The 20128-nt window shown below is 66.0% G+C and carries 20 protein-coding genes; 14 read left to right on the top strand and 6 right to left on the bottom strand.

Translation table 11 applies throughout. The features are described 5' to 3' along the window. The first annotated feature begins 95 nt into the window (after positions 1 to 95). From metH to AWC08_RS15760, 7 genes are all read left to right on the top strand, one after another. Positions 96 to 3842, top strand: a complete 3747-nt coding sequence (gene metH, locus AWC08_RS15790; protein ID WP_142283610.1) for a methionine synthase — start codon at positions 96 to 98, stop codon at positions 3840 to 3842. 29 nt (positions 3843 to 3871) lie between these two features. After that, on the top strand, positions 3872 to 4153 hold the full coding sequence (locus AWC08_RS15785) for a phosphoribosyl-ATP diphosphatase (RefSeq protein ID WP_065132862.1): 282 nt from the start codon (positions 3872 to 3874) through the stop codon (positions 4151 to 4153). A gap of 2 nt (positions 4154 to 4155) precedes the next feature. Continuing rightward, positions 4156 to 5001, top strand: a complete 846-nt coding sequence (gene hisG, locus AWC08_RS15780; RefSeq protein WP_065132847.1) for an ATP phosphoribosyltransferase — start codon at positions 4156 to 4158, stop codon at positions 4999 to 5001. 110 nt (positions 5002 to 5111) lie between these two features. Beyond that, positions 5112 to 5594 carry a DUF4126 domain-containing protein gene (locus AWC08_RS15775; protein WP_065132846.1) on the top strand — a complete coding sequence of 161 codons (483 nt, stop codon included), beginning with the start codon at positions 5112 to 5114 and terminating at the stop codon, positions 5592 to 5594. After that, positions 5591 to 6967 (top strand): FAD-containing oxidoreductase, encoded by a 1377-nt coding sequence (locus AWC08_RS15770; RefSeq protein WP_069432978.1) that lies wholly within the window; start codon positions 5591 to 5593, stop codon positions 6965 to 6967. The genes AWC08_RS15775 and AWC08_RS15770 overlap by 4 nt, the downstream gene beginning before the upstream one ends. Positions 6968 to 7126: 159 nt before the next feature. Beyond that, on the top strand, positions 7127 to 7675 hold the full coding sequence (locus AWC08_RS15765; protein ID WP_069432979.1) for a CsbD family protein: 549 nt from the start codon (positions 7127 to 7129) through the stop codon (positions 7673 to 7675). Between the two features lie 10 nt (positions 7676 to 7685). After that, positions 7686 to 8366, top strand: coding sequence for an IF2 family translation initiation factor (locus AWC08_RS15760; RefSeq protein WP_069432980.1), 681 nt, complete (start codon positions 7686 to 7688; stop codon positions 8364 to 8366). A gap of 18 nt (positions 8367 to 8384) precedes the next feature. Here AWC08_RS15760 and AWC08_RS15755 read toward each other — a convergent pair whose 3' ends face one another. Further along, positions 8385 to 9248 (bottom strand): RecB family exonuclease, encoded by an 864-nt coding sequence (locus tag AWC08_RS15755; RefSeq protein WP_069432981.1) that lies wholly within the window; start codon positions 9246 to 9248, stop codon positions 8385 to 8387. Positions 9249 to 9321: 73 nt separating this feature from the next. Here AWC08_RS15755 and trmI point away from each other — a divergent pair, with 73 nt between their 5' ends. Beyond that, entirely contained in the window at positions 9322 to 10164 is an 843-nt protein-coding gene (gene trmI / locus AWC08_RS15750; protein ID WP_069432982.1) for a tRNA (adenine(58)-N(1))-methyltransferase TrmI, read from the top strand. Here the strand turns inward: trmI and AWC08_RS15745 are convergent. Both AWC08_RS15745 and lppK read right to left on the bottom strand, forming a co-directional pair. Next, positions 10161 to 10454, bottom strand: a complete 294-nt coding sequence (locus AWC08_RS15745; RefSeq protein ID WP_065132840.1) for a DUF503 domain-containing protein — start codon at positions 10452 to 10454, stop codon at positions 10161 to 10163. The genes trmI and AWC08_RS15745 overlap by 4 nt on opposite strands. Positions 10455 to 10458: 4 nt before the next feature. Beyond that, complete coding sequence (gene lppK, locus AWC08_RS15740) at positions 10459 to 11043, bottom strand: lipoprotein LppK (RefSeq protein ID WP_069432983.1); 585 nt, start codon at positions 11041 to 11043, stop codon at positions 10459 to 10461. Between the two features lie 273 nt (positions 11044 to 11316). On the opposite strand from lppK, the gene arc reads away from it, so the two are divergent. Next, positions 11317 to 13146, top strand: coding sequence for a proteasome ATPase (gene arc, locus AWC08_RS15735; RefSeq protein ID WP_065132838.1), 1830 nt, complete (start codon positions 11317 to 11319; stop codon positions 13144 to 13146). 17 nt (positions 13147 to 13163) lie between these two features. On the opposite strand, the gene AWC08_RS15730 is transcribed toward arc, so the two are convergent. Together AWC08_RS15730 and AWC08_RS15725 are read right to left on the bottom strand one after the other, a co-directional pair. Next, on the bottom strand, positions 13164 to 13805 hold the full coding sequence (locus AWC08_RS15730; RefSeq protein WP_065132861.1) for a hypothetical protein: 642 nt from the start codon (positions 13803 to 13805) through the stop codon (positions 13164 to 13166). Between the two features lie 10 nt (positions 13806 to 13815). Further along, positions 13816 to 15006, bottom strand: coding sequence for a hypothetical protein (locus tag AWC08_RS15725; protein WP_174900771.1), 1191 nt, complete (start codon positions 15004 to 15006; stop codon positions 13816 to 13818). Between the two features lie 94 nt (positions 15007 to 15100). On the opposite strand from AWC08_RS15725, the gene dop reads away from it, so the two are divergent. From dop to AWC08_RS15700, 5 genes are all read left to right on the top strand, one after another. Then, positions 15101 to 16597, top strand: coding sequence for a pup deamidase/depupylase (gene dop, locus AWC08_RS15720; RefSeq protein ID WP_065132837.1), 1497 nt, complete (start codon positions 15101 to 15103; stop codon positions 16595 to 16597). Between the two features lie 93 nt (positions 16598 to 16690). Then, on the top strand, positions 16691 to 16885 hold the full coding sequence (locus AWC08_RS15715; RefSeq protein ID WP_065132860.1) for a ubiquitin-like protein Pup: 195 nt from the start codon (positions 16691 to 16693) through the stop codon (positions 16883 to 16885). After that, positions 16882 to 17742 carry a proteasome subunit beta gene (prcB, locus tag AWC08_RS15710; RefSeq protein WP_065132836.1) on the top strand — a complete coding sequence of 287 codons (861 nt, stop codon included), beginning with the start codon at positions 16882 to 16884 and terminating at the stop codon, positions 17740 to 17742. The genes AWC08_RS15715 and prcB overlap by 4 nt, the downstream gene beginning before the upstream one ends. Further along, positions 17739 to 18545, top strand: a complete 807-nt coding sequence (gene prcA, locus AWC08_RS15705) for a proteasome subunit alpha (RefSeq protein ID WP_065132835.1) — start codon at positions 17739 to 17741, stop codon at positions 18543 to 18545. Before prcB ends, prcA begins: the two co-directional genes overlap by 4 nt. Positions 18546 to 18660: 115 nt before the next feature. Continuing rightward, positions 18661 to 19617, top strand: a complete 957-nt coding sequence (locus tag AWC08_RS15700) for a hypothetical protein (RefSeq protein WP_142283609.1) — start codon at positions 18661 to 18663, stop codon at positions 19615 to 19617. A 29-nt stretch (positions 19618 to 19646) separates the two neighbouring features. Here AWC08_RS15700 and AWC08_RS15695 read toward each other — a convergent pair. Beyond that, on the bottom strand, positions 19647 to 20128 hold a 482-nt coding region (locus AWC08_RS15695; protein ID WP_473234620.1), incomplete at its 5' end, for a PPW family C-terminal domain-containing PPE protein.

Below are 20128 nucleotides of genomic sequence, written 5' to 3'. Positions count from 1 at the left end.
GTCGAGAGGCGTTGCAACGGGTCCCGGTCCTCACAAGCCGGTATCCGCCACGCTCGGCAGATCCAAGGACGCCTTCCACTGTGGAAGGAACGTGTGTGAACGCCTCGGAGTCAAACTTCACGCCCAATATCCGCCCGGACTGCACCGATGAGCTGACGACGGCTCTGCGCCAGCGGATCATGGTGATCGACGGCGCGATGGGCACCGCGATCCAGCGGGATCGCCCGGACGAGGCCGGCTACCGCGGCGAGCGGTTCAAAGACTGGGCGAGCGATCTCGTCGGAAACAACGATCTGCTCAGCCTGACACAGCCACACATCATCGAGGGGATCCACCGCGAGTACCTCGAGGCTGGAGCCGACATCCTGGAGACCAACACGTTCAACGCGAACGCGGTCTCCCTCGCCGACTACAACATGCAGGAGCTGGCCTACGAGCTGAACTACACCGGTGCCGCGCTGGCCCGCAAGGTCGCCGACGAGTTCAGCACCGCCGAGAAGCCCCGCTACGTAGCCGGCGCGCTGGGTCCGACGACGCGGACCGCATCGATCTCGCCGGACGTCAACGACCCCGGGGCCCGCAACGTCTCCTACGACCAGCTGGTCGCCGCCTATCTCGAAGCCGCCAACGGCCTCGTCGACGGTGGTGCCGACATCCTCATCATCGAGACGATCTTCGACTCGCTGAACGCCAAGGCGGCGGTGTTCGCCGTCGAGACGCTGTTCGAGGACCGTGGGCGCCGCTGGCCGCTCATCATCTCGGGCACGATCACCGATGCGTCCGGGCGGACGTTGTCCGGTCAGGTCACCGAAGCCTTCTGGAACTCGATCAGGCACGCGAAACCCATCGCGGTGGGGCTCAACTGCGCCCTGGGTGCGCCGGAGATGCGGCCCTACATCGCCGAGGTGGCCCGGATCGCGGACACCTTCGTCTCCTGCTACCCGAACGCCGGCCTGCCCAACGCCTTCGGCGAGTACGACGAGTCCCCGGAGCGTCAGGCCGGCTACATCGCCGACTTCGCCGATGCCGGCCTGGTCAACCTCGTCGGTGGCTGCTGCGGAACGGCGCCGCCCCACATCGCCGAGATCGCCAAGGTCGTCGAGGGCAAGCCGCCACGCGAGCTGCCGCAGATTCCGGTGGCCACCCGGCTGTCGGGGCTCGAGCCGCTGAACATCACCGATGAGTCCCTCTTCGTGAACATCGGCGAGCGCACCAACATCACCGGCTCGGCGCGGTTCCGCAACCTCATCAAGGCCGAGGACTACGACACCGCGCTCTCGGTCGCACTCCAGCAGGTCGAGGTCGGTGCGCAGGTCATCGACATCAACATGGACGAGGGAATGATCGACGGCGTCGCCGCGATGGACCGGTTCACCAAGCTGGTCGCGGCCGAGCCCGACATCAGCCGCGTCCCGGTGATGATCGACTCCTCCAAGTGGGAGGTCATCGAGGCGGGCCTGAAGAACGTGCAGGGCAAGCCGATCGTCAACTCGATCTCGATGAAGGAGGGCGAGGAGAAGTTCGTCCGTGAGGCGCGGCTGTGCCGCAAGTACGGTGCCGCCGTCGTCGTCATGGCCTTCGACGAAAAGGGCCAGGCCGACAACCTGGAGCGCCGCAAGGAGATCTGCGGGCGCGCCTACCGGATCCTGACCGAAGAGGTCGGCTTCCCGCCCGAGGACATCATCTTCGACCCGAACTGCTTCGCCCTGGCGACCGGCATCGAGGAGCACGCGACCTACGGGATCGACTTCATCGAGGCCTGCTCCTGGATCAAGGAGAACCTCCCCGGGGTCCACATCTCCGGCGGCATCTCGAACGTGTCGTTCTCATTCCGGGGCAACAACCCCGTCCGCGAGGCCATCCACGCGGTGTTCCTGTTCCACGCCATCAAGGCCGGCCTGGACATGGGCATCGTCAACGCCGGCGCACTGGTGCCCTACGACTCGATCGACCCCGAGCTGCGGGACCGCATCGAGGACGTGGTGCTGAACCGGCGAGAGGATGCGGCCGAACGGCTGCTGGAGATCGCCGAGCGGTTCAACAAGAACGAGTCGACCAGCGACGCCGCTGTCCAAGAGTGGCGCTCGCTGCCCGTCCGCGAGCGGATCACGCACGCCCTGGTCAAGGGCATCGACGCCCACGTCGACGCCGACACCGAGGAATTGCGGGCCGAGATCGCCGGCGCGGGCGGTCGCCCGATCGAGGTGATCGAGGGTCCGCTGATGGACGGCATGAACGTCGTCGGTGACCTGTTCGGCTCCGGCAAGATGTTCCTGCCGCAGGTCGTGAAGTCGGCCAGGGTGATGAAGAAGGCCGTGGCCTACTTGCTGCCGTTCATCGAGGCGGAAAAAGAAGCATCCGGCACGTCCGCCAACAAGGACACCAACGGCACGATCGTGATGGCGACGGTCAAGGGCGACGTCCACGACATCGGCAAGAACATCGTCGGAGTCGTGTTGCAGTGCAACAACTACGAAGTGATCGACCTCGGCGTGATGGTGCCCGCCAGCAAGATCCTGGATGCGGCCAAGGAGCACAACGCCGACATCATCGGGCTGTCCGGGCTGATCACCCCGTCCCTGGACGAGATGGTCAACTTCGCCGTCGAAATGGAACGCGAGGGGCTGGAGATCCCGCTGCTGATCGGCGGCGCGACCACCTCGCGTGCCCACACGGCCGTGAAGGTGGCGCCGCGCCGCAAAGGACCGGTCGTGTGGGTCAAGGACGCTTCCCGGTCGGTGCCGGTCGCTGCCGCGCTACTCGACGACAAGCAGCGACCCGCACTGCTGGAAGCCACCGAGAAGGATTACGCGTCGCTGCGCGAACGTCACGCGCAGAAGAACGAGCGGCCGATGGTGACGCTGGAGAAGGCCCGCGCGAACCGGACGCCGATCGAGTGGGACGGCTACACGCCGCCGGTGCCCGCCCAGGGACTCGGCGTGCGGGAATTTCTGGACTATGACCTCGCCGAGCTGCGCGAGTACATCGACTGGCAGCCGTTCTTCAACGCCTGGGAGATGAAGGGCCGGTTCCCCGACATCCTCAACAGCCCGGCCTCGGGCGAGGCTGCCCGCAAGCTCTACGACGACGCCCAGCAGATGCTCGACACCCTGATCAAGGAAAAGTGGCTGACCGCCAACGGGGTGATCGGCTTCTTCCCGGCGAACGCGGTCGGTGACGACATCGAGGTCTACACCGATGACTCCCGTACCGAGGTGCTGACCAGGTTGCACAACCTGCGCCAGCAGGGCGAGCACCGGGAGGGAATACCGAACCGATCGCTCGGCGACTACATCGCCCCCAAAGATACGGGTCACCGGGACTACGTCGGCGCGTTCGCCGTCACCTCGGGGCTCGGCAGCCAGGACAAGATCATGGAGTTCAAGGCAGCCCTCGACGACTACAGCGCCATCCTGCTGGAATCGATCGCCGACCGGCTGGCCGAGGCGTTCGCCGAACGGATGCACCAACGGGTCCGCAAGGAGTTCTGGGGATTCCAGCCGGACGAGCAGCTGGACAACGACGAGCTCATCGGCGAGAAGTACCGGGGAATCCGCCCAGCCCCCGGCTACCCGGCCTGCCCGGAGCACACCGAGAAGGTGACGCTCTGGGAGTTGATGGACGTCAAGGAGCGCACCGGCATCGAGCTGACCGAGTCGATGGCGATGTGGCCCGGTGCCGCCGTCAGCGGCTGGTACTTCTCGCACCCGCAGTCGCAGTACTTCGTGGTCGGCCGGCTGGCGCAGGACCAGGTCGCCGACTATGCCAAGCGCAAGGGCTGGACATTGCAGGAAGCCGAGCGCTGGCTCGCCCCCAACCTCGGGTACAACCCGGAGGACTGAGCCCTACCCGAGGCCGGGCACTTCAACGTCTGAAACAATCGCTGGTCGTGAAGACCTTCGAGGAGCTGTTCGCCCAGCTCGGTGAACGTGCCCGCACCAGGCCGGCCGGCAGCGCCACGGTGGCCGCGCTGGACGCGGGCGTGCACACGCTGGGCAAGAAGATCCTGGAAGAGGCCGGCGAGGTGTGGTTGGCCGCCGAACACGAACCCGACGAGGCGCTGGCCGAGGAGATCAGCCAGTTGCTCTACTGGACGCAAGTGTTGATGATCTCCCGCGGGCTGTCCCTCGACGACGTCTACCGGAAGCTGTGAGCATGTTGCGAATCGCGGTGCCCAACAAGGGCGCGCTGAGCGAGCCCGCTTCGGAGATCCTCTCCGAAGCCGGCTACCGCCGTCGCACCGATCCAAAAGACCTCACCGTCATCGATCCGGTCAACAACGTCGAATTTTTCTTCCTGCGCCCGAAAGACATCGCCATCTATGTCGGTTCCGGGGAACTAGACTTCGGGATCACCGGGCGGGACCTGGCGCTGGATTCCGATGCGCCCGTGCGGGAACGGCTGGCGCTGGGCTTCGGCTCGTCCAAGTTCCGTTACGCCGGTCCGGCCGGACCGGACTGGACGGTGGCCGACCTGGCCGGCAAGCGGATCGCCACCGCGTACCCGAACCTGGTACGGAAAGATCTGGGCGCCAAAGGGATTGACGCGACGGTGATCAGGCTCGACGGCGCGGTCGAGATTTCGGTGCAACTCGGGGTCGCCGACGCCATCGCCGATGTCGTCGGTTCGGGCCGCACCTTGAGCCTGCATAATCTGGTGGCTTTCGGTGAGCCGCTGTGTGATTCGGAGGCCGTGTTGATCGAGCGCGCGCAGGCTCAAAGCAGCGCCGCCCGAGATCAATTGGTGGCTCGGGTTCAGGGTGTGGTTTTCGGCCAGCAGTACCTGATGCTGGACTACGACTGCCCGCGGACGGCGCTGGACCAGGCCACCTCGATCACGCCCGGACTCGAATCGCCGACCATCGCTCCGCTCGCCGACCCGGACTGGGTCGCCGTCCGCGCCCTGGTGCCCCGGCGCGGCGTCAACGGCATCATGGACGAACTCGCCGCCATCGGAGCCAAAGCGATCCTGGCATCGGACATCAGGTTCTGCCGTTTCTGACCCTGTGGACGAGCTCCACCTGTGTTAGCGTCCCGCTGGGACACCTGTGATCTACAGGGATTCTCCCGATATCGTCGCCAGGCTCTACGTCTGTCCCAGGAGGGATCGCTGTGACGCAGGTTCTCGTTCTTCTTCTCGCGCTCTTGATCGGTGTCGTCGCCGGATTGCGGTCCTTGACGGCGCCCGCCGCGGTCTCCTGGGCGGTCTTCCTCAGCTGGCTCAACCTGCACGGAACCTGGGCATCCTGGGTCGGCAACCTGGTGACGGTGGTGATCCTGAGCCTGCTTGCCGTCGCCGAACTGGTGAACGACAAGCTGCCCAAGACGCCGCCGCGCACCGCTCCACCGGTGTTCGCCGTCCGCCTCATCATGGGCGGGTTCGCCGCCGCGGTCATCGGCACCGCGTGGGGACACAAATGGGCCGCGCTGGGCGCCGGGGTCGTCGGCGCGGTGCTGGGCACGATCGGCGGCTATCAGGCCCGCCGCGCGCTGGTCGCCAAGAACGGTGGCCATGACCTGCCGATCGCGCTGCTGGAAGACGCCGTGGCGGTGCTGGGCGCGTTCGCCATTGTCGCCGCGGCGGCCGCTCTGTGACGGACACTCAGCGATTCGACGCCATCGTCGTCGGAGCCGGCCAGGCCGGGCCGCCGCTGGCCGGCCGGCTCAGCGCGGCGGGGCAGCGCGTCGCGGTCATCGAGCGCCAGCACGTCGGCGGGACCTGCGTCAACTACGGGTGTATCCCCACCAAGACCCTGGTGGCCAGTGCCCACGCCGCGCACTTGGCTCGTCGGGGCGCCGAGTACGGGGTCGCGACCGGGCCGGTCACCGTCGACATGGCGAAAGTTAAGGCGCGCAAAGACGACATCATGCTCAAGGACCGCCACGGCGTCCAGACCTGGTTGGACCGCATGGAGGGCACCACGTTCTTTCGCGGGCACGCCCGCTTCGAGGACCCGCACACCGTCAGAGTCGGTGACCAACTGCTCCGGGGTGACCGCATCTTCCTCAACGTCGGTGGCCGAGCGGTCATACCGGACATCCCCGGCCTTGCCGACGTCGACTACCTGACCAACGTCACCATCATGGATCTCGACACGGTGCCCGAGCATCTCGTCGTCGTCGGCGGAAGCTACATAGCACTGGAGTTTGCGCAGATGTACCGCCGGTTCGGCGCACCGGTCACCATTGTCGAGCGAGGCCCGCGGCTCGCCTCCCGGGAAGACGAAGACGTCTCGGACACCATCCGCGAGATCCTCGAAGAAGAGGGCATCGACGTCATCACCGGCGCCAATGATGTGCGAGTTACCAAGTCAGGCAACGGTTTCCGGCTTACTCCGTATTCTGGGGCGGATCCGGTCGAGGGCAGCCACCTGTTGCTGGCAGTAGGGCGCCAGCCCAACACCGACGACTTGGGGTTGGCGGCGGCCGGTGTGCAGACCGACGCCCGCGGCTACATCGTCGTCGACGATCAGCTCAGAACCAACGTCGACCATATTTGGGCGCTGGGCGACTGCAACGGCAAGGGCGCCTTCACCCACACCTCGTACAACGATTTCGAGATCGTCGCGGCCAATCTGCTCGATGACGACCCCCGCCGGGTCAGCGACCGCATCACCACCTACGCGCTGTACATCGACCCCCCACTGGGGCGGGCCGGCATGACCGTTGACCAGGCCCGCGCGGCCGGCCGCCAGGTGCTAGTGGGCAAGCGGCCGATGACCAGAGTCGGGCGGGCGGTCGAAAAGGGCGAAACACAAGGATTTATGAAGGTTGTCGTCGACGCCGAAACCGACGAGATCCTCGGCGCCGCCATTTTCGGCGTCGGTGGCGACGAGGCCGTGCACTGCGTCCTGGACGTGATGTCGGCCAAGGCGCCCTACACGACGCTGTCGCGTACCATGCACATCCACCCGACCGTGAGTGAGCTGATCCCCACGGTGCTGCAGGAGATGTCGCCGCTCGACTAGCCGTGCCATCGCTTGATGGACATCGCCTGACGAAAACGAAGTGCCCTGCCCGGCAATCGAATTAGAAACGCGCGGGAGGTTTCGGCTGCCCCGTGCGTGGAATCTCTCTCTGCGACACCAAACAACTGTTGAGGGCTAGTTGCCGCAAGGAGATGTTCGATGAGTGAACCAAATCCGGCCAATCAAGCACGAAAGGGCTTGGTGGACTCGGTAAAAGGTAAAGCGAAAGAAGTTGTCGGCGCAATCACAAACAACGATTCGCTCACTGCCGAGGGTCAGCTCGAGCAGACCCAGGCTCAGGAACGCAAGGAAGCCAACACCGTTCAGGCGGTCGCAGACGCCGAAGCTGAACAGGCGCGGGCACAAGAAGCCGAGACCAAAACCAAGGCTGCTCAAGAACGCATCCAAGCGAACGTGCAGACCGCGTCCGCCAAGAACACGATCGCCGCTCAGGAGGCCGAGCAAAAGCGTGCCGCTGAGCACGCCGCCCAGCAGTCCGCCGCCACCCAGCAGACGCAGGCGGAACTGGATGCTCAGCGCGAAGCGCAACGGGCCAAAGCCGAAGAGCGGGAAGAGATGCAAGACGCGGCCGAAGATGTCATCGATGCGGCGGCTGAATATCGAAGCGACGTTCAGGTTGCTTCCAACGACCAATCCGAAGCCGAACGCCTTCGGCGCCATGCCGAGAACGTCTCAGACAACGTCTAGGAGTGAAACCATGACCATTTCTGAAATGCCCTTCGCGCTATTGCGCTTCCAGTACCAGTGCGCCCGTTATCCGTTGCAGTTCGTCGAGGACCGATTTGTCACGCGGATCCGAAGCGAGGCGCCCGCGCGCCTGTTCTATGAGCGCGCGCTGGGCGTGCTCGACACCACCGTCGGCAACGTGCTGCGCGACCCGGAACTGGTCAGACGCGGCACGGCGCTCGTCGAGCGCACCGACGCGCTGGGGCGGGCCGCGGCCCTCGACGCGCGGGCCACGACCCGCAAGGAGCAGGCGGACGCCAAACTCGACGAAGCCCGCGAGCAGGCGGTCGAGGACCAGAAGGAGGCCCGTGCAGCCACGGTGCAGCAGATCGACGAGGCGCGTAGCGCCGCCGACGAGCGGAAACGTGAAGCGACCAAGTCGGCTCGTCAACGCAGCGAGTCAGCCAAGAAGCGCGTCGAATCGATCGCCGCTAACCGCAAGCAGGCCGCGGAGTCGGCCAGGGACCGGGTAGCCGACCGAACCAAGGCCGTGGAGAAGGTCGCTTCGCGCGCTGCGGAATCGAAGTTGCAGGACGCAGGCGAAAAGCGCACCGAGGCTGCGATCAAGCGCAGTCAGGCGGACCGTGTCGAGGACCTGGCGGAGGCCGAGAAGCAGAAGCGGCAGTCCGAGCGGGCCAGCGGGTCCTCCTGAGCCGGACCAGTCACAGGCTCAAGCCGCCGGCTCGTTCGGCCGCTGGGCGGTCTGATGCGCGAACTCAGGCCAGCCCGGGTAGGGCGGGGGCGTGCCGCCGAAGGCAGGGCAGTGTGCCTGATGCGGGCACCAGTCGCATAACCGCGACGGGCTGGGCCGGAAGTCACCGGTCTGGCCGGCCGATTGAATCGCCCGCCAGATGGCCATCAGCGTCTTCTCGAATCGCAACAGTTCGTCATGTTCCGGCGCGTAGTCGAGCACCTGGCCGTCGGCCAGATAGATCAGCCGCAGCCGGGCCGGTAACACGCCTCGGGAGCGAAGCAGCGCCACCGCGTAAAATTTCATCTGGAACATCGCCTTGAACTCGGCCAGAGCCCGTGCGGCCGGGGGTGCCTTGCCGGTTTTGTAGTCCACGACACGCAGCTCGCCGGTGACCGCGACGTCGATGCGGTCGATGTAGCCGCGCAGCAGCGTCCCGTCGGCGAGTTCCACCTCCACCCGCTGTTCGCAGCATTGCGGATCGAACCGCGTCGGGTCCTCCAGCCGGTAGTAGCCGGACAGCAGGGCTCGGGCATCGCTGAGCAGTTCGGCGCGCACGTCGGGGTGTAGCGCTTCGGCCAGCCCCGGCTCGTCGGCCAATATCCGCTGCCAGGCGGCGTCAAGCAGCGCATAGGCGGTGTCGGGGCCTCGCTGCGGCGCGGGCAGCCCGTACAGCTGTTCGAGGGCGGCGTGCACCACCGAGCCGCGCAACTGCGCCGTCGACGGCGCTTCCGGCAACCGGTCGATCGCCCGGAACCGGTACAGCAGCGGGCACTGCTTGAAGTCCGCGGCCCGCGACGGCGACAGCGCCGGCCGAGGGCGTGGCTCCGGCAGGTCCGTCATAGTCGCAGCCTAGGACGGGGTACCGACAACCCCGAGCAGCGGCAGCGGCGCGTCGGCTGGCACGCTGTACGCCGTGTCAGCAACCGGTCCCTTCACCGTCGGCGAGCGGGTCCAGCTCACCGACGCCAAGGGCCGTCACTACACGATCACCCTGACTCCGGGCGCCGAGTTCCACACCCATCGCGGCCGCATTGCGCACGACGGGCTGATCGGCCTCGAGCAGGGCAGTGTCGTCAAGTCCAGCAACGGCGCCCTCTTCCTGGTGCTGAGGCCGCTGCTCGTCGACTACGTGATGTCCATGCCCCGCGGACCGCAGGTGATCTACCCCAAGGACGCCGCGCAGATCATCCACGAGGGCGACATCTTCCCGGGGGCCCGGGTGCTGGAGGCCGGCGCCGGTTCCGGCGCGCTGACGCTGTCGCTGCTGCGGGCGGTCGGGCCGCAGGGTCAGGTGGTCTCCTACGAGGCGCGCGCCGACCACGCCGAACACGCCCGGCGCAACGTGTCGAATTTCTACGGTGAGCTGCCCGTGAACTGGCAGCTGGTCATCAGCGACCTTGCCGATTCGACACTGCCGGACGGCTCCTTCGACCGCGCGGTGCTGGACATGCTGGCGCCGTGGGAGGTGCTGGACTCGGTGTCGCGGTTGGTGGTGGCCGGCGGCGTCCTGCTGATCTACGTCGCCACCGTCACGCAGCTGTCGAAGGTGGTCGAGGCGGTGCGGGCCCAGCAGTGCTGGACCGAGCCGCGGTCCTGGGAGACGATGCAGCGCGGCTGGAACGTCGTCGGCCTGGCCGTGCGGCCCCAGCACACGATGCGGGGGCACACCGCGTTCCTGGTAGCCACCCGCCGGCTGGCCCCCGGTGCGGTCGCGCCGGCCCCGCTCGGCCGCAAGCGCGAGGGACGCGACGGTTAGTCGTCGCTGCGGTTGAGCCCGCGCCGCACCGACAGCAACTCGAACTCTGGATGCGCCGCCACCAGCCGCTCGGCCGCATCGAGCACATCCACCGCGTGGGCCCGGTCTCGCGACACCATGGCGACACCGATGCCCGCCCGCCGGTGCAGATCGTGCGAATCGGTCTCGGCCGCCGAGACGCTGAACTTGCGCTGCAATTCGGCGACGACCGGCCGGATCACCGACCGCTTCTGTTTGAGCGAGCGCACATCACCCAGCAGGATGTCGAATTCGAGCCAACCGATCCACATCTGCTCAGGGCGTCGGCGACGCAGTGGGCGGCGCCGAGCTTGCCGGCGGGGCCGGAGCGGGCGACGACGCCGTCGAACTCCTGGCGTTCTGCAGCGCCAGCAGCATCTCGGCGGTCTTGCGGGACAGCTGCCAGCCGCCCTGGCTCGACGTGAACTCCATCGGGAAGGTGAACTCGCGGCGGTCCGGGTTGGCCGTCGTGACGACGACGGTAGCCGTCACGCATGACGGGTCCGTTGCCGACCATCCGACGTTGTTCGCGACGAACGTCATCGGCAGGTAGCCGCCGTCACGCGCCGCGTTGGTGAACCTGTCCAGCGCCGCAGCCGCCTCCGGCGTCGAACCCTGCACCAGGTTGAGTTTGTTGCTGCCGGGCACGGCAGGGTCGGCGAGGCGGGTCAGCACATCGGTGAGCGCCTCGGGCGGGGGCAGGGGAGCGGTCGGCGGAGCCACGGCGGTGATCGACGAGGGTGGCGGTCCGGGCGGCTGAGCGGAGTCCAGCTGCCGCGCCGTGTTGTGCGAGCAACCAGTCACCAGCATCGCCACCGCAGCGGCGGCGGCGCCCAGTGTTACGCAGACGTTGCCGGACATCTCCGACGGCTCAATTACTGGCGTCGGAGCAGATTGCGTTGCACGTCACATCGGGCCCCGCGATCGCCGCGAAGTTGGGGGTCAGAACGCCTGTGGCTTGGGATTTCACGGTCACAGAAGCCCTTTCGCTCGGCCCGAATAGAAGCCGAGATTACCAGCGTGACCCAACTTGTAACTTTCAAACGGCATTTGACTGCGCACATCAATCGTGGTTGACCGGTAGCGTTGGGGGTATCCGCCACACCTATTCCTGGTGCGGGAAAGGAGCGCAACATGGGTGACTCAGAGCGTTCTGAAGCATTCAAGAACCCCCGCGATATCCCCCTGTCCAGCGACGATGCTGCCGAACTCGAACAACTGCGGCGTGAGGCCGCGGCCCTGCGTGAGCAACTCGACAACGCGGTTGCCCACCCGAGCCCGGCGCGCTCCGCGCGCGACGTCCATCAACTCGAAGCCCGAATCGACTCACTCGCGGCCCGCAATTCCAAATTGATGGAAACCCTTAAAGAGGCTCGCCAACAGCTATTGGCGCTGCGGGAGGAAGTCGATCGGCTAGGGCAACCGCCAAGCGGTTACGGCGTCCTGCTCGGCACTCACGACGACGAAACAGTCGACGTGTTCACCTCCGGTCGCAAGATGCGCCTGACGTGCTCGCCTAACATCGAGACCTCCTTGTTGAAGAAGGGCCAGACGGTCCGGCTCAATGAGGCGCTGACAGTGGTCGAGGCGGGAACCTACGAGTCGGTCGGCGAGATCTCGACGCTGCGCGAGGTGCTGGGCGACGGCCACCGCGCTCTGGTGGTCGGCCACGCCGACGAGGAGCGCATCGTGTGGCTCGCCGAACCGTTGGTCGCCGAGGATCTGCCCGAAGGCCACCCCGACGCGCTCAACGACGACACCCGGCCGCGCCGGCTGCGCCCGGGCGACTCGCTGCTGGTCGACACCAAGGCCGGATATGCCTTCGAGCGCATCCCCAAGGCCGAGGTCGAAGACCTGGTGCTCGAAGAGGTTCCCGACGTCAGCTATGAGGACATCGGCGGCCTGACGCGTCAGATCGAGCAGATCCGCGACGCGGTCGAGTTGCCGTTCCTGCACAAGGAGCTCTATCGCGAGTACGCGCTGCGTCCACCCAAAGGTGTGTTGCTGTACGGCCCGCCCGGTTGCGGTAAGACGCTCATCGCCAAGGCCGTCGCCAACTCGCTGGCCAAGAAGATGGCCGACCTGCGCGGCGACGACGCCCGCGAGGCCAAGTCGTACTTCCTCAACATCAAGGGCCCCGAGCTACTCAACAAGTTCGTCGGAGAGACCGAGCGTCACATCCGGTTGATCTTCCAACGGGCCCGCGAGAAGGCCTCCGAAGGCACGCCGGTGATCGTGTTCTTCGACGAGATGGACTCGATCTTCCGCACCCGTGGCACCGGCGTCTCCTCCGACGTCGAGACCACCGTGGTGCCGCAGCTGCTGTCGGAGATCGACGGGGTGGAAGGGCTCGAGAACGTCATCGTGATCGGCGCCTCCAACCGTGAGGACATGATCGACCCGGCCATCCTGCGGCCTGGGCGTCTGGACGTGAAAATCAAGATCGAGCGGCCGGACGCCGAAGCCGCGCAGGACATCTTCTCGAAGTACCTGGTCGAGACGCTGCCGGTGCACGCCGACGACCTCGCCGAGTTCAACGGCAGCCGCAGCGCCTGCATCAGGGCGATGATCGAGAAGGTCGTCGAGCGGATGTACGCCGAGATCGACGACAACCGGTTCCTGGAAGTCACCTACGCCAACGGCGACAAGGAAGTCATGTACTTCAAGGACTTCAACTCCGGGGCGATGATCCAGAACGTGGTCGACCGCGCGAAGAAGAACGCGATCAAGTCTGTGCTGGAGACGGGCCAGCCCGGCCTGCGCATCCAGCATCTGCTGGACTCGATCGTCGACGAGTTCGCCGAAAACGAGGACCTGCCCAACACTACCAACCCCGATGACTGGGCGCGGATCTCGGGCAAGAAGGGCGAGCGGATCGTCTACATCCGCACCCTGGTCACCGGCAAGTCGTCCAGCGCCTCGCGGGCCATCGACACCGAGTCGAACCTGGGGCAGTACCTGTAATTCGACGCAGCGAACCGCTAACTCACCAACGAATAGCTGTTGGTCAGGTCGTCCTGCAGCACCTCGGCGGCTTGCGTGGTCGTGTCGACGCGCAGGGTCTCCGGAAGCACCCGCGAGTGGTAGGTCCAGCCCGCCGGCAGGTTGAGCCGATCGCCGAGCTTCGCGAGGTCGGCGCGCGACAGGGTGGGGTCAACGACCTGACTCCAGGTCTGCATGATCCATTGCCGGCCGTGCGGGTCCTGCAGTTCGTAGACCTCCTGCCCGGCGTCGAAGACGAACACCGTGTTGCGACTGACCTGATTGACGGTGTACGGGTTCGGGTTCATCGACGCGAGCAGCACGGTGGCCTGCAGAATCATGTCGATGCCGCCGAAGTTTTTAATGATCTGCGGCCCCTGCTGGGTCTTTTCGATGCTGTTCATCAGCCAGTAGCGCGGCCCGTTGAGCAGCGCCGTGGCAGCACCGTGCTCGGATGCGATGGCGTGAGCGTCCAAGGCCGACCACAGGTCGGCGGGGCAGTCGTTCAGCGGAAAACTGTTGTAGACGGTGGCTTGCGGACCCGCCTCGCCGGGCGTTACGAGAAGCACTTCCCCGTAACGTTTTCCGGAAAGGTCACCCGAATGTGGTTGGGCTGAGGAGGGAGATTGAGGGGCTGACACCAGGGTGAACCTAATCACCCAGGTCAGCGGCGTCAACACTGGTCACCGGCGCGTTCACCATCCGGCTGCGGTAGCGGTTGCGCGCGGTCAGAGTGGCGTGCAGATCATCGATCAACGGGTCGACGAAATTGGAGCGGTAATCGTCGTCGCCGGCCGCTCGCGCGCTGATGTACATGAAGGTCAGCGCGCCGAGGAACAGGCACAGATGGATCAGCGCGTCAGGGACGGGCAGCGTCAGCCCCAGCAGGGTCGCATTGTTGTCCGTGGTGCGGGCCCACTCCTGAAGCAGCGCGGGTGTCAGCACAATCAGTCCGAGGGTCACGTAGATGCCGGCCGTCAGTGCGGCGACCACGGCGATTTGCGCCAACTGGGAAGCGGCCAGCACGAAGATCACGTTGATCCGCTCCATCCTGCTCAACGCGGGACTGGACGGCGGGTCCGGCATCGCCTCGAACGGTGTGCCTAACAGGGCTTCGGAGTCTTTCGCTACCGCAGCCGGCGACCGCAGCATCGGTCTGACTCGCTCCGCGGTGGCCGAGACCACGAACGCCGCGGCGATGCTGACGAGAAACAACATCGCCAGGGCCAGCCGCTCACCGCTGATCGTCGCCGACATCAGCCAGACGTTTCCGTTGAAGAACACCAGAGTGGTCAGCAACACCACCGGAAGGGCGCGAACTGCCAGACCGCCGATCGTGGTGAGGTGCGAAAGCGTCATGCGCATCGCCCAGCCGACCACCGATCCCACACCGAAGCCGGTCAAGACCATCAGCACCGCCGCGGTGATGACGGCATTCGGCAGATGGGACGGGTCGCTTTCGACGACGATGACGACCCCGACGACAACCATCGCCACCGTCGCCGCCAGCGCGCGGTCCCGACGATCGGAGATACGCGACACCAACCAACCGACGACCGCCATCGCCACCGGCGCCAGTCCGATGAGTCCGAGCAGCGACCATTCCTCGGCCGTCGGCTTGTCGTCGATGATGACGTCTTTGCCCTCCGTGATGAACAGGATCGGCAAGGTCCAGCAGTGCAGGGTCGCATAGGCCGCCAGCATGGGAGCCGACCGTGACCACAGCCGTCGCCACCTGCCCCGCGTCGTCAGCACCGACGGCAGACCGCGTTGCAGGAACCAGCTTTCAGCCTCGTCGGTAACCGTCGCCCGCCGTGCCAGCGAGCGGAGAGAAGGGCTCATGGCGGCTCACACTAATCGTGGGCAGCCCTGCCGTTTCCGGCGCGAGCTACCCGCTGCTGCTCGGGGGTCACGGCGGGACCGTAGTCTTTAACTCATGCAACGGATTATCGGGACGGAGGTCGAGTACGGCATCTCCTCGCCGTCGGACCCGACTGCCAACCCGATCCTCACTTCCACACAGGCGGTGCTGGCCTACGCCGCCGCCGCCGGCATCCAACGCGCTAAGCGGACCCGCTGGGACTACGAGGTCGAGTCCCCGCTGCGCGACGCCCGCGGCTTCGATCTGAGCCGCTCGGCCGGCCCGCCGCCGGTTGTCGACGCGGACGAGGTCGGCGCGGCCAACATGATTCTGACGAACGGCGCGCGACTCTACGTCGACCACGCGCACCCGGAGTACTCCGCGCCCGAATGCACCGACCCGATGGACGCCGTGATCTGGGACAAGGCGGGCGAGCGCGTGATGGAGGCCGCGGCACGGCATGTCGCCAGCGTGCCCGGGGCGGCTAAACTGCAGCTCTACAAGAACAATGTCGACGGCAAGGGCGCGTCCTACGGCTCGCACGAGAACTACTTGATGTCGCGGCAGACACCGTTTTCGTCGATCATCGCGGGGCTGACGCCCTTCCTGGTGTCGCGGCAGGTGGTGACCGGTTCCGGCCGGGTAGGCATCGGTGCGTCGGGGGACGAGGCCGGTTTCCAGCTGTCGCAGCGCTCGGACTACATCGAGGTCGAGGTCGGACTCGAGACAACCCTCAAGCGCGGCATCATCAACACCCGCGACGAGCCGCACGCCGACGCCGACAGGTACCGCCGGCTGCACGTGATCATCGGCGATGCGAACCTGGCCGAGACGTCGACCTACCTCAAGTTGGGCACCACGGCGTTGGTCCTCGACCTGATCGAAGAAGGCATCGACCTGACCGATCTCGCGCTGGCCCGTCCGGTGCATGCGGTCCACGCGATCAGCCGCGACCCGTCGTTGCGTCAAACCGTGGCCCTGGCCGACGGCCGGGAGCTAACCGGGCTTGCGCTGCAACGGATTTACCTCGATCGAGTGGCCAAGCTGGTCGACAGTCGTGACCCGGACCCGCGCGCGTCGCATGTCGTGGAAACCTGGGCCGAGGCCCTCGATTTGCTCGAACGCGACCCAATGGAGTGCGCAGAGCTGCTGGACTGGCCGGCCAAGTTGCGGCTGCTCGAAGGGTTCCGGCAGCGGGAGAACCTGAACTGGTCGGCTCCCCGGCTGCACCTTGTTGACCTGCAGTACTCCGACGTCCGACTGGACAAGGGTCTGTACAACCGGCTGGTGGCGCGCGGATCGATGAAGCGACTGGTCACCGAACCGCAGGTGCTGGATGCGGTGGACAATCCGCCGACGGACACCCGGGCGTACTTCCGCGGTGAATGCCTGCGCCGGTTCGGGGCCGACATCGCGGCGGCGAGCTGGGACTCGGTGATTTTCGATCTGGGCGGTGACTCGCTGGTGCGGATTCCGACGCTGGAGCCGCTGCGGGGGAGCAAGGCGCACGTCGGTGCGCTGCTCGATTCGGTGGACAGCGCCGTGGAATTGGTGGAACAACTGACCAGCTGAGCCGGGAAACGTCGGTGCTGACCGGTAGGGTAGAGAAAAGCCATCGGGCGACTGGACACACGCCCGCGGCGCATGACGAAGCAGGAGGCGGCGATGGCGCAGGAGCAGACTAAACGTGGCGGTGGTGGCGGCGACGACGACGACATCACCGGCGCGGCAGCCGCGGGCCAGGAGCGTCGCGAGAAGCTGACCGAGGAGACCGACGATCTGCTCGACGAGATTGACGACGTCCTGGAAGAGAACGCCGAGGACTTTGTGCGCGCTTACGTGCAAAAGGGCGGACAGTGACCTGGTCGTTGCCCGATCGCCTGTCCCTCAACTCAGCACAACCCGGATCCGTAGACCTGTCGTCGTTCGCTGACTTTCTGCGCCGCCAGGCACCGGATCTGCTTCCCGCCCGGCTCAGCGGTTCGGCCGTGGGTGACCAGCTGCCGCACGGCACCACCATCGTGGCGCTCAAGTACCCCGGTGGGGTGTTGATCGCAGGCGACCGCCGCTCGACCCAGGGCAACATGATCGCCGGCCGCGATGTCCGCAAGGTCTACATCACCGACGACTACACCGCGACCGGCATCGCCGGCACCGCCGCCATCGCGGTCGAGTTCGCCCGTCTGTACGCAGTCGAACTCGAGCACTACGAGAAGTTGGAAGGCGTACCGCTCACCTTCGCCGGCAAGGTCAACCGGCTGGCCATCATGGTCCGCGGCAACCTGCCGGCCGCGATGCAGGGGCTGGTCGCGCTGCCACTGTTGGTCGGCTACGACATCCACGCCGCTGACCCCGAGTCAGCCGGACGCATCGTCTCCTTCGACGCCGCCGGCGGCTGGAACATCGAGGAAGAGGGATATCAGTCGGTGGGCTCGGGATCGATCTTTGCCAAGTCGTCGATCAAGAAGCTGTACTCCCAAGTCGCCGATGCGGATTCTGCATTGCGGGTCGCCGTAGAGGCGCTCTACGACGCCGCCGACGATGACTCGGCCACCGGCGGACCGGACCTGGTCCGCGGCATCTACCCGACGGCGGTCACCATCGACGCCGACGGCGCGATGGAGCTCCCCGAGCGCAGGATCGCGGAGATTGCCCGCGGCGTCATCGAAAGTCGTTCCCGCGCGGATACTTTCGGCCCTGACGGCGGTGAGAAGTGAGCTTCCCGTATTTCATCTCGCCTGAGCAGGCGATGCGCGAGCGTAGCGAGCTCGCACGCAAGGGCATTGCCCGCGGACGCAGCGTGGTGGTGTTGGCCTACTCCGGTGGCGTGCTGTTCGTGGCGGAGAACCCGTCGCGGTCGCTGCAGAAGATCAGCGAACTCTACGACCGGGTGGGATTCGCCGCGGCCGGGAAATTCAACGAGTTCGACAACCTGCGTCGGGGCGGAATCCAATTCGCCGACACCCGCGGGTACGCCTACGACCGTCGCGACGTCACCGGCCGGCAGCTGGCCAACGTCTATGCCCAGACGCTGGGCAGCATCTTCACCGAACAGGCCAAGCCTTACGAGGTCGAGCTATGTGTGGCCGAGGTCGCGCACTACGGCGAGACCAAAGCGCCTGAGCTGTACCGGATCACCTACGACGGGTCGATCGCCGACGAGCCGCATTACGTGGTGATGGGCGGCACCACCGAGCCGATCATCAACGCGCTCAAGGAGTCCTACGCCGAGAACGCAGACCTGGGCGATGCGCTGAAGGTCGCGGTCAACGCGTTGCGGGCCAACAGCCCTGACAACGCCACGAACGGCCAGCCGACCCTGGGCGAGGCCAGCCTCGAAGTCGCGATCCTGGATGCCAACCGGCCGCGGCGGGCATTCCGCCGGATCAACCGCACCACCTTGGAATCGCTGCTGCAGGAGACTGATTCCGGCGCAGGCGAGACCGAGGCCCCGGAGGGCGCGCAGGAGCCGCAAAGCCCTGACGAGCCTGCAGAATCCGAGGGTGACTCGTCGTCCTAGGCTGGTACGGCTTGACGAATAGTGGAGCGCAGACGCGACAAGCTGCATAACATCTTCGCTGCATCGGTACGACAGCAGGCAACGCCTGCACGGGTACGCAGCAGATGAGGTTGATTTGCATTTCGGCGAGTTGCGAAAGCGCTTGGTGGCGCTCGTTGATGCGCAGATCGCTCGCGAACAAGGCCGTCGCCCCACGGGGAGTTTAGCCAGCCTCGATGACGAGCAGCTCGCTGTTGAGATCAATCGACTCTGCGCGACACTGCGTCTGGGCGCGGAAGAGAGCGTCACACTCGTCGACAATCTGCGTGCGCGAAGCCGCGAAGGTGATCCTTTCGGGATCAAAGACGTGGATCCACATCCAGAGTCCGTTCGGTCGGCGACGTGGCATGCATCCAGGTTCCACGTTCCGCCCTGGCGGTGGAGAATCCGTGACAAATGTGTAGTGCGGTCCTGCGACGTCGTGGGACCGGTGCGCTTCAAAGCGCGCAAGACTGCGGTAGGCGTCTTGTCATTGATCGTGCTGATGTATGCCGTGCCGTTCTTTCTGCTGGTAATTACCGCGGCAGCCACCGGCTACCCGGTGCCGCACGGTGACTATGAGAAATTCCGCGCGACGATGGTGCTACCGCTGTCGCTGCTTGCCGTGGCCTACCTACACGCCCAAGTGCGACAACGGCTGGCCGTTCAACGCGGTGTGGTCGACCGCGACGGGACGATCACGCTGATTCGCTATGGGCGAGAGCGGCCGTTCGACCTCGCCGCTTACCCGTACGTTCGGCTGAAGCGCTTCGTGTGGGGCGCTCCCCGTCGCGTGGTTCGTCATGTGCCAGGCATGTTGATCATGCGGCGCGATAGCCCGGTGACATTCTGGAATGCGCTGAGCACCCACATCTTTCCGCGGTTCAACGACGAGCGCGTCATTGTGTTCTTCCAGAGTTGGTGGACGGCAGACGGAGGTTGGATCGCCCCAGACGCCATGGGGGAGGTTTTTCGCCAAGCCTGCATTCGTGCCGGCCGCAGACCGGTCTTCGATACCGAGTTCGGTCGGAGCGACTGGGAAGTACGCGACTGATTGAAGATCGCCCGCCACAGCGGGCTTGATCATCGCCAGGTGCTCGGCAACATCGGAGTGGTCGGCCCTCCGCCGAAATCGTCGTCGTTGAGGGTCGCCAAACCGGTCGCCTCGGTGACGTTTTCCTTATTGACCGTGCCCGCCAATCCGAGCCGGTGGGCGCCCTGATGCGATGCCGCAGTGCCTGGTGGTTCGTCCCAGTCCGGCTCCACCTCGACTTCCATGTCCATGAACTCGTCGCCGTACTGGCGTTCGGTGATTCGCTTCCGCTGCAACGCTCGCGCCCGCCGGCGGCTTGCCGCCGAAGACTGCGCCGCGGCTGATGCGCTATCCGGCTCGGGTGCCTTCTTCTTCGCGGTGGCGCTGGCGGTGGTCGACATTCCGGAACCGAAACCGATGCCGGGTGGGCCCACCGCATAGGGGGGCGTGAAGCCGGCGCCGACCGTCGGCGACACGGGTCCCGCGGCTGCGGGCGTGGAGGCCGGGGCGGGGGGTGCGGTGGGGGCTGGGG

Origin of the sequence: Mycobacterium gordonae (assembly GCF_002101675.1) — a bacterium.
GTDB lineage: Bacteria > Actinomycetota > Actinomycetes > Mycobacteriales > Mycobacteriaceae > Mycobacterium > Mycobacterium gordonae.
This window is presented reverse-complemented; position numbering and strand designations above follow the sequence as displayed.

Excerpts from the sequence above, each read along its gene's own strand:
- dop (WP_065132837.1), top strand. The coding sequence starts at position 15,101 with ATGCAACGGATTATCGGGACGGAGGTCGAGTACGGCATCTCCTCGCCG.
- lppK (WP_069432983.1), bottom strand. The coding sequence starts at position 11,043 with ATGTCCGGCAACGTCTGCGTAACACTGGGCGCCGCCGCCGCTGCGGTG.
- AWC08_RS15765 (WP_069432979.1), top strand. The coding sequence starts at position 7,127 with ATGAGTGAACCAAATCCGGCCAATCAAGCACGAAAGGGCTTGGTGGAC.
- AWC08_RS15760 (WP_069432980.1), top strand. The coding sequence starts at position 7,686 with ATGACCATTTCTGAAATGCCCTTCGCGCTATTGCGCTTCCAGTACCAG.
- arc (WP_065132838.1), top strand. The coding sequence starts at position 11,317 with ATGGGTGACTCAGAGCGTTCTGAAGCATTCAAGAACCCCCGCGATATC.
- AWC08_RS15755 (WP_069432981.1), bottom strand. The coding sequence starts at position 9,248 with ATGACGGACCTGCCGGAGCCACGCCCTCGGCCGGCGCTGTCGCCGTCG.
- hisG (WP_065132847.1), top strand. The coding sequence starts at position 4,156 with ATGTTGCGAATCGCGGTGCCCAACAAGGGCGCGCTGAGCGAGCCCGCT.
- AWC08_RS15725 (WP_174900771.1), bottom strand. The coding sequence starts at position 15,006 with ATGAGCCCTTCTCTCCGCTCGCTGGCACGGCGGGCGACGGTTACCGAC.
- AWC08_RS15715 (WP_065132860.1), top strand. The coding sequence starts at position 16,691 with ATGGCGCAGGAGCAGACTAAACGTGGCGGTGGTGGCGGCGACGACGAC.
- AWC08_RS15745 (WP_065132840.1), bottom strand. The coding sequence starts at position 10,454 with ATGTGGATCGGTTGGCTCGAATTCGACATCCTGCTGGGTGATGTGCGC.